The following is a 15,504-nucleotide window of genomic DNA, read 5'->3' as shown; positions in this document are numbered from 1 at the left end:
GTATAGAATGTGTAAAGATTCTGTAAATAAGCAATTATTTGTAAAAATGTGTGATATATTTCTTCATGTTTATGGAAGGGTATTTTATAACAACGAAAAATGGAGGCATTAACATGTTGAAAAAAGTTTTTGCAATGAGTACAACAGTTGTACTAGCAGCGGGATTATTAAGTGGATGTGGAACGAAGGAATCAAGTGCAAGTAAAAATGAAGATACGAAAAAAGGTTATGTACCGAAGACGCTAAATGTTCAATTTGTTCCTTCTCAAAATGCAGATACGTTAGAGGCGAAGGCAAAACCATTGGAAAAGCTATTAAGTGATAAATTAAACATTCCGGTAAAAGTTAGTATTTCAACGAATTACAATACAATTGTAGAAGCGATGGCATCTAAGCAAGTAGATGTAGGCTTTTTACCTCCAACAGCGTATGTGTTAGCACATGAGAAAAAGGCTGCAAACGTAATTTTACAGGCGCAACGTTTTGGGGTGGATGATGAAACCGGAGCTCCCACAAAGGATTTAGTAGATGTTTATAAATCAGAGTTTGTTGTTAAGAAAGATTCTAATATTAATAGTGTAAAAGATTTAAAAGGTAAAAAAATTGGCTATCAAGATGTTACATCATCAGCAGGCTACGTATGGCCGGCAGCGGTGTTGTTAAAAGAGGGAATCGATCCGTTGAAAGATGTGAAACCTGTTACATTAAAAGGTCATGATCAGTCACTTATTGCTCTTTTAAATGGTGATGTAGATGCAGCTGTTGTATTCCAAGATGCTCGCAATATTGTGAAAAAAGATTATCCGAATATATTCGATCAAACGAAAATAGTAAAATTTACGGAGAAAATTCCAAACGATACGATTTCTGTACGCTCTGATTTAGATGCAGAGTGGAGCAAGAAATTACAAGATGCTTTCATTGAAATAGGAAAGAATGAGGAAGGGCACAAAATCATTAAAGAAGTATACTCACATGAAGGATATGTTAAATCTGATGATAGTAAATTTGATATCGTTCGTGAATATGGAAAGAAAGTGAAAACGCAATAATACATATGGAAATGGCGACTAACTGGAAAGTGTGTAATTTCAGTTAGTTTGCCGTTTTTCAGTTATTGATAATACATAGAAGGTAGGTAAGATGTGTGATAGAGTTTCGAAATGTTTCCAAAGTGTATCCGAATGGTACAAAAGGATTGAATAATATAAACTTGAAAATTCAAAAAGGTGAGTTTGTTGTAATGGTCGGGCTATCCGGGGCTGGAAAATCTACACTTCTCAGGTCGGTAAATCGCCTTCATGAGATCACAGAAGGTGAAATTATTATTGAAGGGGAGTCTATTACTGCTGCAAAAGGAAAAGGATTACGACGCATGCGCCGAGATATTGGTATGATTTTTCAAAGCTTTAATCTTGTGAAGCGATCAACGGTACTGAAGAATGTATTAGCTGGGCGGGTTGGATATCATTCTACATTGCGTACAACGTTAGGTCTGTTTCCGAAAGAAGATGTGGAGCTTGCATTCCAGGCGTTGAATAGAGTGAATATCTCAGAAAAAGCATATGCACGAGCTGATGAATTATCAGGGGGACAACAGCAACGTGTATCAATTGCTAGAGCATTGGCACAAGAAGCAAAAATCATATTGGCAGATGAGCCTGTTGCTTCGTTAGATCCACTGACAACAAAGCAAGTAATGGATGATTTGAAGAAAATTAATGAAGATTTCGGAATTACGACAATTGTAAATTTACATTCTATTGATTTAGCGAGGCAATATGCTACTCGTATTATCGGATTACATGCTGGTGAAATTGTTTTTGATGGATTAGTAGAAGCGGCAATGGATGAAAAATTCGCTGAAATTTATGGGGACGTAGCTCAGAAAAGCGCATTATTAGGGGTGGCAGCAAAATGAATGAAGTGACGATATATTCGAAATCGATACCGAAGCCGCCGAGTAAATTGAAACATATGTTAACGGTTATTCTAGTTATTTTACTGTTGTGGGGTAGTAGTGTACAGGTCGACGCATCATTTTCAAAACTAGTAGTGGGTTTTCCAAATATGATGGATTTATTGAAGGAAATGGTGCCGCCAGATTGGAGTTATTTTCAAATTATTACAACAGCAATGTTAGATACAATACGTATGGCGATTATTGGAACGACTTTAGGGGCGATTTTAGCCATTCCACTTGCACTATTTGCCGCAAGTAATGTATTTACTAGTGTACTTTTGTACAGTCCAGCTCGATTGATTTTAAATTTTATACGAACAATACCAGATTTATTATTAGCGGCTATTTTTGTAGCGATTTTTGGAATAGGACCACTTCCAGGTATTTTGGCTCTTACTTGTTTCTCGGTTGGACTCGTAGCGAAATTATTGTATGAGTCAATTGAATCAATTGATCCAGGTCCATTAGAAGCGATGACAGCTGTAGGAGCGAATAAGGTGCAATGGATAGTTTATGGGGTCATTCCGCAAGTGAAAGCGCACTTCGTCTCCTATGTACTTTATACATTTGAGGTGAATGTACGTGCAGCAGCTGTTCTAGGTTTAGTAGGAGCAGGTGGTATTGGATTATATTATGATCGTACACTTGGATTTTTACAATATCAACAAACTGCTTCCATTATTATTTATACCCTTGTTGTTGTATTGCTAATCGATTATATAAGTACATTGTTGCGGGAGAAATTATAATGAGTAAAACGACGATAATCATATCAAAACCGAAGAAACTGAGTGTAAATCGCTGGATTATTTTTATAGCACTTACAGTTGTATATGTATGGGCCTTTTCAGGAGTCCCACTCGAGGGAATAAAGAATACTGCGGGAGAAATTACAAAAGCAATTATGACAGGCGTATTAAACCCAGATTGGTCGTATGTATCTTTGCCAGATGGTGAAGATTTATTACATGGTTTAATTGATACGTTGGCAATTGCGATATTAGGTACATTTATTTCTGCTTTTTTATCTGTTCCATTTGCTTTTTGGGCGGCAACGAATATGAGTAGTGGAAAATTAACTTCAGGAACTGGGAAATTTGTACTTAGTTTTGTTCGTACATTTCCAGAATTAGTTATGGCTCTTTTATTTATAAAAGCTGTTGGTCCAGGCTCTTTTGCCGGAGTTCTAGCTTTAGGGTTACACTCTATCGGAATGTTAGGGAAACTATATTCGGAAGGAATTGAAAATATAGATAAGGGGCCGACGGAAGCGTTAATAGCAACGGGTGCAAATCGGTTTCAAATACTTTGGTATGCGGTATTACCACAAGTGTTACCGGATTTTCTATCGTATACGTTATACAGGTTCGAAATTAATGTACGATCCGCTGCGATTTTAGGTGTTATTGGAGCAGGGGGTATTGGTACGCCGTTAATTTTTGCACTTAGTTCACGTAATTGGTCTCGTGTGGGAATTATTTTATTAGGTATCATTTTAATGGTAATTATAATTGATTTTATTTCAAGTTCTATTCGTAAGCGAATTATTTAACTTATTTTAAAAGCGTCTAATTCAGATGCTTTTTTGTATTTTTAAGTGTTTATCAAAAAAGTTGGTATAGAATAAATTAGTGTATTTGCATAAAAATACAGATAATTCCCTTTCTTCCTAAAATAAAAATAATAAAAAAGTATGTCATATTGAATGCCCATACATTCCCTGAATCACTGTATTTTTTATGGGAAATCAAAAAAACATCAACATATTTGTCGATACATGTTGTATAATCTTGCGTGGGAAGCTATCATATAAATGTATAAAACGTTTACTAACATACGCGAAGGGAAGAATAGCATGTCACATTCAATCGAACAACTTTCTATCAACACGATTCGCACATTATCCATTGATGCGATTGAAAAAGCAAACTCTGGTCACCCAGGAATGCCAATGGGTGCAGCACCAATGGCTTATACATTATGGACTCAATTTATGAAACACAATCCAAATAACCCAACGTGGTTTAACCGCGATCGTTTCGTATTATCTGCAGGTCATGGTTCAATGTTATTATACAGCCTACTTCACCTATCTGGTTATGATGTAACAATGGATGACTTAAAGAACTTCCGTCAATGGGGAAGCAAAACTCCAGGACATCCTGAGTACGGTCATACAGCAGGTGTAGACGCAACTACTGGTCCACTTGGACAAGGTATTGCAACTGCTGTAGGTATGGCAATGGCTGAAAGACATTTAGCGGCTAAATATAACCGTGATGCGTATAATGTAGTAGATCATCATACATACGCTATTTGTGGTGATGGAGATTTAATGGAAGGCGTTTCTGCTGAAGCATCTTCATTAGCTGCTCATTTACAATTAGGTCGTCTTGTTGTGCTTTACGATTCAAACGATATTTCATTAGATGGCGATTTAAATCGTTCATTCTCTGAAAGTGTAGAAGATCGTTACAAAGCATACGGATGGCAAGTAATCCGTGTTGAGGATGGAAACGATATTGAAGCAATCGCGAAAGCAATTGAAGAAGCGAAAGCTGACGAAAAACGCCCAACGCTAATTGAAGTAAGAACGACAATTGGTTTCGGTTCTCCAAACAAATCAGGAAAATCAGCTTCACACGGTTCTCCGCTTGGTGTAGACGAAACAAAATTAACGAAAGAAGCATACGCTTGGACTGCTGAACAAGACTTCCATGTAGCAGAAGAAGTATATGACAACTTCCGTAAAACAGTACAAGATGTTGGTGAAACAGCGCAAGCGGCTTGGAACACGATGCTAGGTGAATATGCACAAGCATATCCAGAATTAGCAAACGAACTGCAAGCAGCAATGAACGGTCTTCTTCCAGAAGGTTGGGAACAAAGCTTACCAACTTATGAATTAGGATCAAAAGCAGCAACACGTAATTCTTCAGGTGCTGTAATTAATGCAATTGCAGAGTCTGTACCATCATTCTTCGGTGGATCTGCTGACCTTGCCGGTTCTAACAAAACATACATGAATAACGAAAAAGACTTTACAAGAGCTGATTACAGCGGAAAAAACATTTGGTACGGTGTGCGTGAGTTCGCAATGGGTGCAGCAATGAACGGTATCGCACTTCATGGCGGTTTAAAAACTTACGGTGGTACGTTCTTCGTATTCTCTGACTACTTACGTCCAGCAATTCGTCTTGCAGCATTAATGCAATTGCCTGTAACGTATGTATTTACACATGACAGTATTGCTGTTGGTGAAGATGGTCCAACACATGAACCAATCGAACAATTAGCAGCACTTCGTGCAATGCCAAACGTTTCTGTTATTCGTCCAGCAGACGGTAACGAATCAGTTGCAGCTTGGAGAATAGCTCTAGAATCAACAAAAACACCAACTGCATTAGTGTTAACTCGTCAAGACCTTCCAACATTAGAAGGTGCAAAAGACGACACTTATGAAAAAGTAGCAAAAGGTGCATATGTAGTTTCTGCAAGCAAAAAAGAAACTGCTGATGTAATCTTAATTGCAACTGGATCTGAAGTAAGCTTAGCAATTGAAGCGCAAAAAGCTCTAGCAGCAGACGGCGTTGATGCAGCTGTTGTTAGCATGCCATCTATGGATCGCTTTGAAGCTCAAACTGCTGAGTACAAAGAATCTGTACTACCAAAAGCAGTAACGAAACGTTTCGCAATTGAAATGGGTGCTACAATCGGATGGCACCGTTACGTAGGTCTTGATGGAGATGTACTAGGTATCGATACATTCGGTGCTTCTGCTCCTGGTGAGAAGATTATGGAAGAGTATGGATTTACTGTAGAGAACGTTGTTCGTAAAGTAAAAGAAATGCTTTAATGATTTTAGAAAAATCTCTCCGGCATGGAGAGGTTTTTCTATGTAAATGAGTTTTTTCGACAGAAAAAGTTTTTTATCTCTCCGCAGTCAGACAATCATTGCAAATTTTCTTCTATATAATGAAGAGAAAAGGTTGTCCAGATTGGGAGGGGAAAAATGAAAACGTATGAATTGTATTTAATTCAAGAGGATATTGCGAAAGCTTATTTTGGTCGTGAATATTTGTTTTTTGATTTATTTGCTCGATTTTCAGAATCTGGGTCCCTTTCGGAGAAAAAAGTACTATATAAACAAATGATGTATATAACGATGCCATTACAAGTAATGAAAATTCATCATAAATTAGAGCAAGCTTTGCGCGTTCTTGGTAAATATGATAGAACACATCGTACACATACACTTTTTACGGGAGCGGAATATGGCGAAATAATGGTGAAACCACACTATATTCGCATGAATACCTCTGGAAATGTCTCTATGGAAACGACTTTCTTTGAGGTGTTAAGAAAGTGTGAATTAACATTTTTAGCTATGGATTATGAAAATACAAAGTATGGATGGCTGAATCCTTTAAAACAAGTACGAACATATGTGTAAAAAATGTCGAATTCTATCTTGTCTTATTGAAAAGGTTTTAGTACACTGTAAGGTAGACAACATGAAGGAGGAAAATATATGCCAATTTGGTTAGGTATTCTAGTGGGCGTAGTAGCACTAGTAGCAGGCGTGGCGTTAGGATTTTTCATTGCCCGCAAATACATGATGAACTACTTAGAAAAAAATCCACCAATTAATGAACAAATGTTAAAAATGATGATGATGCAAATGGGACAAAAACCTTCCCAAAAGAAAATCAATCAAATGATGAGCGCGATGAGCAAGCAACAAACGAAATAAGCGGATGGGTAATTCTTAGAGCCGCAAGCGTTTCATCAATATGATATAAGCATTAATTTCGTGTGAATGAATAAACTCAATGTATTCATTGGTTTATCTTTCTCTGAAATTTTCATGGAATTTGCTTTGTTTTTCTTAAAAACCACTTTTTCTGTTGGAATATAAACCAATGGAAAAGGTGGTTTTTTTGTTGGAATTAGAAGATGTAATTGAAGAGTATTTGTACCACTGTTTGGCAAAAGGGTTCACATCTAAGACAATGAAGAACAAGCGCCAAGAAATGAAGCATTTAAAAAAATTTCTATAGATATATAAGTTGAATTAAAAGATTACAATCGAATGCATAATCGATCGATCACTTTTTCAGGTGTGCGATTTAATTCCTGAATAAAAGCCTGTACATTTTTTTGAATTTCATAAATCGATGAATAAAAAACATTATGAATGATGTCTGATTTGAGCCATTTCCATACCCCTTCAATTAAATTTAAATCGGGACTGTAGGGAGGTAAAAACACTAATTCTAAGCGATGACAGTGTTTCCTTAAAAGTGGTTGGATGAGCTTCGCATGATGAATACGCGCATTATCTAGAATAAGAGCTATTTTCCCGTTGGGATACAGTTCAAGTACATGCTGAAGAAAACGAAGAAATGCTTCGGCATCATACCGCTCCTCTTCTACACAAACTAACTCACCTGTTTCATAATTAAGTGTACCAATAAGTTTAACACCTTGGTGTTTCCCATAAGTAGGAATACTGCGTTGTTTTCCTTTTAAAAACCATGTATGCTGCAGTGCTTGGTAATCGCGGATCATGGACTCATCTTGAAACAGAAGATGGTCAATCTCCTCGTTTAAAAGTTTTTTTTTTATAGGCGGGGAAGGTAACTTCCCTAAACTCTTGTTGTTTCACCGGGTCTGCTTTCGCTAATGTATACGTCGGTTTTGTGTAACTAAGCCCTAAATCATGTAAAAGTCGAGACACCCCGCGAAGTGTGTAACTTACGTTCCATTCTCTTTTAATGAAAGAAGCGATAATGGATAAAGTCCAATTATGTTTAGCTGGAAATCCAACATCAACGGGTAGATGAGATGCAATCACTTGAACTAACTCCTGTTCTTGTTCAGGGGCTAATTTACGTGGTGCTCCTGTTGATTGTCCCATGAGTAAGCCATGCAATCCTTTTTCTTTGTAAGCATTCACATAATTATAGATTGTTTTTTCAGAACGACCAATCATGTTCATTATTTCTTTTATAGAAAAGCCTTGTACATAGAAATAGATCGTTTGATAACGTTCATACATTCGTTTCGTTTTAGTCGTTTTCATTGCTACAAGTAGGCTTTCTTTTTCGTTTTGGTGTACATGTGTCATTTTGCTCCGCTCCATTTGTCAATATATGTTACTTATTATATTTCGACAAACAGTAGCTGTAACCTTTTAATTCAACTTATATAGTAAAAAAGGAAGGTTCCCTTATCTTTCTTTCGCTAACGCTCTCCTGTTCGCCTTCGGCTCATTATCTCATTTCGTTCAGTCTGCTTCCGCCATTTTCTTCATACAATAAAAATTCAAATGAATTTTAAAGAAGTATGAAAAATGTAAACATTCTACTATGAACAATTCTCGCAGTGGAATGTTTTTGAAGGTTTGCAAGGATCTGATTTTTGGAAATATTACATAATAGGAAGTTTATGTGTATGGAAAAATACGACATTTTTATTAGTGGTAGTGTGAAATTCATAAAAGGGGAGCAGGGATATGAAAATGTTGAAAAAATGGGGAGTTACGCTATTGATGGTGGCATTAGTGGCTGGATGTTCGTCAAAGACAGATACAGTCAAAGAAGAACCTAAAAATGAAGAATCAAAAATAGAAGAAAAGGTAGAACAAACTAAGGTTGAACAGGCTAAAGAAGAGCCAAAAATAGATTTAGTTAATATTGAGAAAGAAAAAAGACAAAAATATGTTAATAATATTGTCATCATTACTGAAAAAACTGGTATATCGAACAAACTTATAGAGAAACTTCTTATGGAAGCAAATAATAACACAAGTTTGTTTGGAGGCAATAAGTGGAAAGATGCTATAAGAAATGGATACAAAGCAATTGGAAATGATTATGACACATTAAAAACATACCCACAACAACATATTCCAGATGCATATAAACAACATCATGAAACATTATTAAAAAGTTATGAAACTTACATGGATAGTGGAGTGAAAATAATACTCTCAGTAGAGGAATTAAATTCAAGCAAAATGAAAGAAGGATTAGAATTAAAACAGGCAGCCATAGAATTGTTAAATAAATATACTAATGATATTAAAAGCGTTCCAGACCCAAAATAACTAAGAAAATGAGGGGAATGCAATTTTAATTGTAAAAACACAATGTAAGGATAGTTATAGTGGTGATATGATTTCAAAGGTGAAATATTTAAAAATAGATTTGGGTGCTGAATAGAACATTATTCTTCTGAGGTTGCTTGGATGAAAGAGTTTAGACAAAAGCAGTAAATGATTTTAACTTGTGAAGTGACGATTTAAAAAAATAGACGAATGATAAACCACTTTTGTATAAGATGCTGGAATTTTATAGACAAGGTAAATGAAGATGTGCTATATTTTTCTTAACAGAAATAGCGGTGGAAAATAGTCGTCAAACCTTGATATATAAGGGTTTTGATGCAAATGGGGCAAAAACCTTTCCAAAAGAAAAGGGCACTCTTACCGAGTGTCCTTTTCTTTTGGTTATAATAAGTGTTTAAAACTTTTAAAAATTCTGTGTTTTTGTTAAACTGAAAACATCGCTCATTTTAAGGGAGGAGGATAAATATGAAAGTGTTTTTTAATTTAGCTTGGTTTTTTAAGCAAGAAAAACGAGCGTACATAATCGGAATTATTATGTTATTTGGTGTCGCGCTTCTTGAACTTGTAGCGCCAAGAGTACTAGGTATTGTAGTAGATGAAATTAATAATGGAACATTAACGTCTGAAAAATTGTTGAACTGGGTTATTCTATTAGTAGTTGTAGGAATTACGATGTATATATTACGTTACTTATGGCGTATTATGATTTTTGGATCTTCTTTAAAACTAGCGCGTCAACTGCGAAAGAATTTATATGAACATTTTACTAAAATGAGCCCATCCTTTTATCAATCACGTCGCACAGGCGATTTGATGGCACATGCGACAAATGATATTCAGGCGATTCAGCAAACTGCGGGGTCAGGTGTTTTAACACTCGTTGATTCCTTAGCTGTTGGAGGATGTGTACTCGTAGCGATGGGATTTACAATTAGTTGGAAGTTAACGTTATTAAGTTTAATTCCGATGCCAATTGTAGCTATTTCTACAAATTATTATGGAACTTTATTGCATAGAAGATTTCATAAGGCACAGCAATCGTTTTCTGAAATCAATGATAAAGTACAAGAAAGTATGAGTGGGATGAAGGTAATTCGCTCACTTGGACAAGAGAAAGAGGATTTACAAGCGTTTCGGAAAAAATCTGAAGATGTCGTACACAAAAATATGCTAGTTGCACGTATTGACTCGTTATTCGATCCAACGATTTCTTTAATTGTCGGATTTTCATTTTTGATCGCAATTTGTTACGGATCATTATTAGTCGTACGGGGTGAATTAACTGTAGGTGAATTGGTAACATTTACAACGTACTTAGGGACACTTGTATGGCCAATGTTAGCGTTTGGATGGCTATTTAATATTATGGAGCGTGGACGTGCTTCGTATGATCGTGTGGAGAAAATACTTTCACAAACTTCAGATGTAGTGAATAGGGACAATGCTATAAATACTATAGCAAGTGGTGATGTTTCGTTCGCTGTTGATTCGTTTTCTTATAAAAAGAATGAACTATTAAACTTAAAAGATATTTACTTTAATTTAAGAAAGGGTGAAACGTTAGGAATTGTAGGACGTACCGGTGCAGGGAAGACGACGTTGTTAAAATGTTTAATTCGAGAGTATGATCATTTTAATGGTGAATTAAAAGTTGGGGAGCGGGATATTCGAGACTTAACACTTCACGGTGTGCGTTCTGCAATTTCATATGTACCGCAAGATCACTTTTTATTTTCAGCGAGTATTGGGGAGAACATTGCTTTTGGAAAGGCCGATGCTACATATAAAGAAATTAGCCGAGCTGCTGATATTGCTTGTATCCATAATGATATATTTCAATTTCCAGAAGGGTATGACACTGTAGTAGGTGAAAGGGGCGTTTCACTATCAGGAGGTCAAAAACAGCGAATCTCTATTGCGCGTGCATTATTGACAAATGCTGAAATTTTAATATTAGATGATTGTTTATCAGCCGTAGATGCAAAAACAGAAGAAACTATTTTAACTGCATTGAAACGAGAAAGAGCAGAGAAAACGACGATCATTACTGCCCATCGTTTAAGTGCTATTCAGCATGCAAATCTTATTCTTGTTATTGATGAAGGTAGGGTTATGCAGCGAGGGACACATGAGCAATTAATGAAAGAAAATGGTTGGTATAAAGAAATGTACGAAAGCCAGCAGTTAGAGGCATTAGTAGAGAAAGGAGGCGTATGATGGCTGAGAAAAAACGGAGTGATTTAAGAAGGTTGCTTTCTTATATGAGGCCTTATAAAGGGTTATTAGCGTTAGCATTTTTATTTCTAGTTGGTGCAACTGTAACTGAAATGATGGGTCCTTTTTTAATTAAACAATTTCTTGATGAACACTTAGTGCCAGGTAACTTTGAACAATCAGCACTTGTAACCCTATTTGTAGTGTATATTATTGCTCATTTATTAAAAGTATTATTTACTTATTTAGACTTATTGTACTTTCAAAATATCGCTTTTAAGATTGTCCAAGATATGCGAGTTGAAGTGTATGAGCATGTTCAAAAATTGTCATTAAGCTTCTTTGATCGTACGCCGATTGGTACGCTCGTATCCCGCATAACGAATGATACAGAAGCGATTAAGGATTTTTATGTTAGTGTACTATCAACATTCGTGAAAAATGTAGTCTTTTTAGTAGGGATTTTAGTAGCGATGTTTTTATTAGATGTAAAATTAGCGCTATTTTCGCTCATATTAATTCCGATAATGCTTGCAATTATGGTGTTGTATCAACGGAAAAGTGCAGCTTTTTATTTAGAGGTACGTAATCAGCTGAGTATATTAAATGCAAAGTTAAATGAGTCCATTCAAGGTATGAATATTGTTCAGGTGTTCCGACAAGAAAAGCGGATGAGAAAAGAATTTGAAGAAGTGAACAATAAACATTTTAATGCTGGACGCCGTACATTGAAATTAGATGCATTACTTTTACGTCCAGCAACAGATCTTGTTCATATTGTAGCAATTGCGTTAGTACTTGGTTTATTCGGAATCGATGCTTTAAAGAGTCCTGTTGAAGTAGGGGTTTTATATGCTTTCGTTAACTATATTCATCGTTTCTTCCAGCCGGTAAATGAGATGATGATGAAACTATCTTTCTTCCAGCAAGCGCTTGTTTCATCATCGCGTGTATTTCATTTAATGGATGATAAAGATTTAGCTCCTGTTCAAATTGGGAGTGAACAGCCACGAGTAGCTAATGGGGAAATTCAGTTTAAAGATGTTACTTTTTCATATGATGGAAAGCGTGACGTTTTAAAAAATGTATCTTTTCACGTAAAGCCAGGGCAAACGGTTGCTTTTGTAGGGCATACTGGTAGCGGAAAGAGTACGATTATGAATTTATTAATGAGATTTTACAATATTAAATCAGGAAATATTGTAATAGACGGAGTAGATTTAGAAAAGTTTGAAGAACAAGAAATTCGAAAGAAAATTGGTCTTGTGCTGCAAGATGCATTTTTATTTGCTGGAAATGTAAAGCAAAACATTCGTATGTATAATGAAGAGATTACGGATGAAGAGATAGAGGAAGCGGCAAAGTTTGTGCAAGCGAATACGTTTATTGAAAAATTACCAGAGCAGTATGATACAGAAGTTGTCGAAAGAGGAGCTGCATTTTCTAGTGGTCAAAGGCAATTAATTGCTTTTGCTAGAACGATAGCAACCAATCCGAAAGTATTAGTGTTAGATGAAGCGACGGCAAATATTGATACAGAAACAGAGGAGGCTATCCAAACGGCATTGCAGCAAATGCGAAAAGGCAGAACAACGATAGCGATTGCGCACAGATTGTCTACAATCCAAGATGCGGATCAAATATTTGTTATGCATGAAGGGGAAATTGTAGAAAGCGGAGCACATCAAGAGTTACTTAGTAAACAAGGACTTTATTACAATATGTACTTACTGCAAAATAAAGGTAGTTTGCAAAAGGCCTTGTAATTACAAGGCCTTTTTTGCGGTGTTAAAAGTGTATTAATGGAGTTTCTAGTGTAGGGTGTAGTTTCAATTTCACTTTTTTCTTAAACATCTCGACAAAATAAATATATTAGAACTTTATTACTATAGCATAAAAGTCGTGTCCACTAACTGAAGTTATACATATTGTATACGGAATAAAAAAAATTGATAGGAGCTTTTATATGCAAAATAGATCCAGTTCAAATGTTACGTTTATCGATGTGTCTCATTGGGAAGGAAACATCGATTGGAATGCTGTGAAGTCATCTGGTATTCCAGCGGCGTATGCAAAAGCGACGGAAGGTGTGAACTATATTGACCCTACTTTCGTTCAAAATGTACAAGCTGCGAGAAATGCGAATGTATTAATTGGTGCATATCATTTTGCGCACCCAGAACAAAATGATGCCATTTCAGAAGCGAAATATTTTGTGAATATATTACAGAGTAATCAGACGGACTTAATTCCTGTTTTAGATTTAGAATCGCCAACGGATACTAGCAATAGTAGTTTAACGGGTGCGACTATATCGAATTGGGCAAGAAGTTTCGTAAATTATGTGAAACAAGCTACTGGGAAAAATGTAATGTTATATACAGGAGTTTGGTATATTAATGAATTTGGAATTAGCGGGTTAAGTGACATTCCACTATGGATTTCCAGATATTCTAGTATACCGCCTGTTGATGCTGGTGGATGGACAGAGTGGACAGCATGGCAGTACACAGATTCTGGGCAAATTTCAGGTGTAGGAAATTGTGATGTATCAGCAGCTGTTTCATTAGAAGCTTTACAAGGAAATGGAGCAAGTGGTGGAGGTAATGTTCCCACGCCTAATAATGCGACTCCAGTATACGGAGTTGCTGTAATTAATGGAGATAATGTGAATTTACGAAGTGGACCATCTTTACAGTCTAGTGTAATTCGCCAATTGAATCGTGGCGAATCATATGAAGTTTGGGGAGAACAAGATGGATGGCTCTGTTTAGGGACAAATCAGTGGGTATATAATGATTCAAGTTATATTCAGTATAAACATTATGTGGCAACTATTACTGGCGATAATGTGAATCTGCGAGACGCTCCATCATTAAATGGGAATGTTATAAGACAGTTACATCATGGTGAATCATATCGAGTATGGAGTAAGCAAGATGGATGGCTTTGCTTAGGGACAAATCAATGGGTATACTATGATTCAAGTTATATTCAGTATGGTGTACAATAAAGTGAACTTAAAAGGTATCTCGACTGAGGTGCCTTTTATTAAAAATATATAATTTTTACAAAGTGTATATTAAAAGCATAGTATAATATAATCGATATATTTATAAAAATAATCGGACGTGAAATAAAGGAGAAAAAATATGGAGTATGTGCTAATAGGTGGAATTTTAATATTATTAGCTGCAGTGTTTGTACTGTTTTATAAAAATAAACAGTTAGAATCAGAGAGCCAGCAAGTAGAATTTGAAAAGAAACAAGCGATTGAAACATATGAAAGTGAAATTGCAGCTACGATTACAGAGCATAAAGAACAACAAAGCACTTTAAAGAGTATGGAGCAAAAAAAATATAATGATTTACAAGTGAGTACAGCTAGAGAACTTGAAAATATGCGTATGATGAAAAATCAACTAGCTGTTCAACATAGTAAAGAACGTAGTGAAATGCAAGATAAGCATAGTAATGAGCTACATATGTTTCAAAATTTAATTGCAGATTTACGAGAGTATGCCAAAAATGGTGCCGAAGTGAATACACATGAAGCATTACATTATATGAAACGAGGTTTTGTTGAGCAAGGAATCATACTAGAAGATGAGTTTCATATTATGCCGAATATCTTTATGAGAAGTAATAAAGATAGACATAAACGTGACGTAAACGATAATCGAATCCATCATCTCATCTTATGTAAAACTGGTATTTATCTACTGGAGACGAAAGAATGGACAGGGAAATTAATCCATGGCTTAACGAGAGAAAATGCAGGTATATATTCATTTATGATTGAGGAAATTGGCAAGTATCAGCATGAAATTGAAAAAGAAGAGACATTTGAATTTATTACGGATGGAACTTCATTAACTTTGCAAGTAAGAAATGAAGGGAATCCAGCGTATAAAGCGAAAATACTATCTCAAACTTTATATAATTGTTTGGAAGAAATGCAAGTAGATATTGTAAAGGGAAAAATAAAACCGATTGTATATTTTGAAAATGAAAGTGGAAAAGAAGTTATTGATCTTTCTAATGAAGAATTGCCGAGATTTAAAGATAGAGAGCAAATTGTAACGTTTTTCAGAAATGAAGTTTTAACAAGTAAAGTAATATATACAGCACAAGAACTACGAAAGATTAGAGATATGATTGGCCAGATGAATTATGTTGCGAAGTAAAACTTTAA

The 15,504-nt window shown here is 35.6% G+C and carries 12 protein-coding genes and 1 pseudogene; 12 read left to right on the top strand and 1 reads right to left on the bottom strand.

Annotation, left to right across the window (positions count from 1 at the left end):
• The first annotated feature begins 113 nt into the window (after positions 1–113).
• From ACP6L7_RS14870 to ACP6L7_RS14840, 7 genes are all read left to right on the top strand, one after another.
• Complete coding sequence (locus ACP6L7_RS14870; protein ID WP_002137777.1) at positions 114–1,052, top strand: phosphate/phosphite/phosphonate ABC transporter substrate-binding protein; 939 nt, start codon at positions 114–116, stop codon at positions 1,050–1,052.
• Between the two features lie 95 nt (positions 1,053–1,147).
• Complete coding sequence (gene phnC / locus ACP6L7_RS14865) at positions 1,148–1,921, top strand: phosphonate ABC transporter ATP-binding protein (RefSeq protein ID WP_430529293.1); 774 nt, start codon at positions 1,148–1,150, stop codon at positions 1,919–1,921.
• Complete coding sequence (phnE, locus tag ACP6L7_RS14860) at positions 1,918–2,712, top strand: phosphonate ABC transporter, permease protein PhnE (RefSeq protein WP_097829133.1); 795 nt, start codon at positions 1,918–1,920, stop codon at positions 2,710–2,712. Before phnC ends, phnE (ACP6L7_RS14860) begins: the two co-directional genes overlap by 4 nt.
• Positions 2,712–3,515, top strand: a complete 804-nt coding sequence (gene phnE / locus ACP6L7_RS14855) for a phosphonate ABC transporter, permease protein PhnE (protein ID WP_097829132.1) — start codon at positions 2,712–2,714, stop codon at positions 3,513–3,515. The genes phnE (ACP6L7_RS14860) and phnE (ACP6L7_RS14855) overlap by 1 nt, the downstream gene beginning before the upstream one ends.
• Positions 3,516–3,818: 303 nt before the next feature.
• A complete protein-coding gene (tkt, locus tag ACP6L7_RS14850; RefSeq protein WP_097829131.1) occupies positions 3,819–5,819 on the top strand; it encodes a transketolase in 2,001 nt (666 codons plus the stop codon).
• A gap of 156 nt (positions 5,820–5,975) precedes the next feature.
• Positions 5,976–6,416 (top strand): sporulation inhibitor of replication protein SirA, encoded by a 441-nt coding sequence (sirA, locus tag ACP6L7_RS14845; RefSeq protein ID WP_097829130.1) that lies wholly within the window; start codon positions 5,976–5,978, stop codon positions 6,414–6,416.
• 78 nt (positions 6,417–6,494) lie between these two features.
• Entirely contained in the window at positions 6,495–6,716 is a 222-nt protein-coding gene (locus tag ACP6L7_RS14840) for a YneF family protein (RefSeq protein ID WP_001123316.1), read from the top strand.
• A 329-nt stretch (positions 6,717–7,045) separates the two neighbouring features.
• Here the strand turns inward: ACP6L7_RS14840 and ACP6L7_RS14835 are convergent.
• Positions 7,046–8,093, bottom strand: a pseudogene (locus tag ACP6L7_RS14835) (IS630 family transposase).
• A gap of 387 nt (positions 8,094–8,480) precedes the next feature.
• On the opposite strand from ACP6L7_RS14835, the gene ACP6L7_RS14830 reads away from it, so the two are divergent.
• The 5 genes from ACP6L7_RS14830 to ACP6L7_RS14810 all read left to right on the top strand — a co-directional run bounded on the left by ACP6L7_RS14830 (position 8,481) and on the right by ACP6L7_RS14810 (position 15,496).
• Positions 8,481–9,074 (top strand): hypothetical protein, encoded by a 594-nt coding sequence (locus tag ACP6L7_RS14830; protein ID WP_097829129.1) that lies wholly within the window; start codon positions 8,481–8,483, stop codon positions 9,072–9,074.
• 486 nt (positions 9,075–9,560) lie between these two features.
• Positions 9,561–11,312: an ABC transporter transmembrane domain-containing protein gene (locus tag ACP6L7_RS14825; protein ID WP_097829128.1), complete on the top strand. Its 1,752-nt coding sequence runs from the start codon at positions 9,561–9,563 to the stop codon at positions 11,310–11,312.
• Entirely contained in the window at positions 11,312–13,075 is a 1,764-nt protein-coding gene (locus tag ACP6L7_RS14820; protein ID WP_097829127.1) for an ABC transporter ATP-binding protein, read from the top strand. The genes ACP6L7_RS14825 and ACP6L7_RS14820 overlap by 1 nt, the downstream gene beginning before the upstream one ends.
• A gap of 200 nt (positions 13,076–13,275) precedes the next feature.
• Complete coding sequence (locus tag ACP6L7_RS14815; RefSeq protein WP_097829126.1) at positions 13,276–14,322, top strand: GH25 family lysozyme; 1,047 nt, start codon at positions 13,276–13,278, stop codon at positions 14,320–14,322.
• Positions 14,323–14,461: 139 nt separating this feature from the next.
• Complete coding sequence (locus ACP6L7_RS14810) at positions 14,462–15,496, top strand: nuclease-related domain-containing protein (protein ID WP_097829125.1); 1,035 nt, start codon at positions 14,462–14,464, stop codon at positions 15,494–15,496.
• Positions 15,497–15,504 lie beyond the last annotated feature (8 nt).

It is taken from the genome of Bacillus silvicola, from assembly GCF_050524305.1.
In the GTDB taxonomy this organism is placed as follows: Bacteria; Bacillota; Bacilli; order Bacillales; family Bacillaceae_G; genus Bacillus_A; species Bacillus_A cereus_AT.
Note: the sequence above shows the minus strand (reverse complement) of the source record. Positions and strands in the feature narration are given on the sequence as shown.

Excerpts from the sequence above, each read along its gene's own strand:
- ACP6L7_RS14825 (WP_097829128.1), top strand. The coding sequence starts at position 9,561 with ATGAAAGTGTTTTTTAATTTAGCTTGGTTTTTTAAGCAAGAAAAACGA.
- ACP6L7_RS14810 (WP_097829125.1), top strand. The coding sequence starts at position 14,462 with ATGGAGTATGTGCTAATAGGTGGAATTTTAATATTATTAGCTGCAGTG.
- phnE (WP_097829132.1), top strand. The coding sequence starts at position 2,712 with ATGAGTAAAACGACGATAATCATATCAAAACCGAAGAAACTGAGTGTA.
- tkt (WP_097829131.1), top strand. The coding sequence starts at position 3,819 with ATGTCACATTCAATCGAACAACTTTCTATCAACACGATTCGCACATTA.
- ACP6L7_RS14815 (WP_097829126.1), top strand. The coding sequence starts at position 13,276 with ATGCAAAATAGATCCAGTTCAAATGTTACGTTTATCGATGTGTCTCAT.
- ACP6L7_RS14830 (WP_097829129.1), top strand. The coding sequence starts at position 8,481 with ATGAAAATGTTGAAAAAATGGGGAGTTACGCTATTGATGGTGGCATTA.
- ACP6L7_RS14820 (WP_097829127.1), top strand. The coding sequence starts at position 11,312 with ATGGCTGAGAAAAAACGGAGTGATTTAAGAAGGTTGCTTTCTTATATG.
- sirA (WP_097829130.1), top strand. The coding sequence starts at position 5,976 with ATGAAAACGTATGAATTGTATTTAATTCAAGAGGATATTGCGAAAGCT.
- phnE (WP_097829133.1), top strand. The coding sequence starts at position 1,918 with ATGAATGAAGTGACGATATATTCGAAATCGATACCGAAGCCGCCGAGT.
- ACP6L7_RS14870 (WP_002137777.1), top strand. The coding sequence starts at position 114 with ATGTTGAAAAAAGTTTTTGCAATGAGTACAACAGTTGTACTAGCAGCG.
- ACP6L7_RS14840 (WP_001123316.1), top strand. The coding sequence starts at position 6,495 with ATGCCAATTTGGTTAGGTATTCTAGTGGGCGTAGTAGCACTAGTAGCA.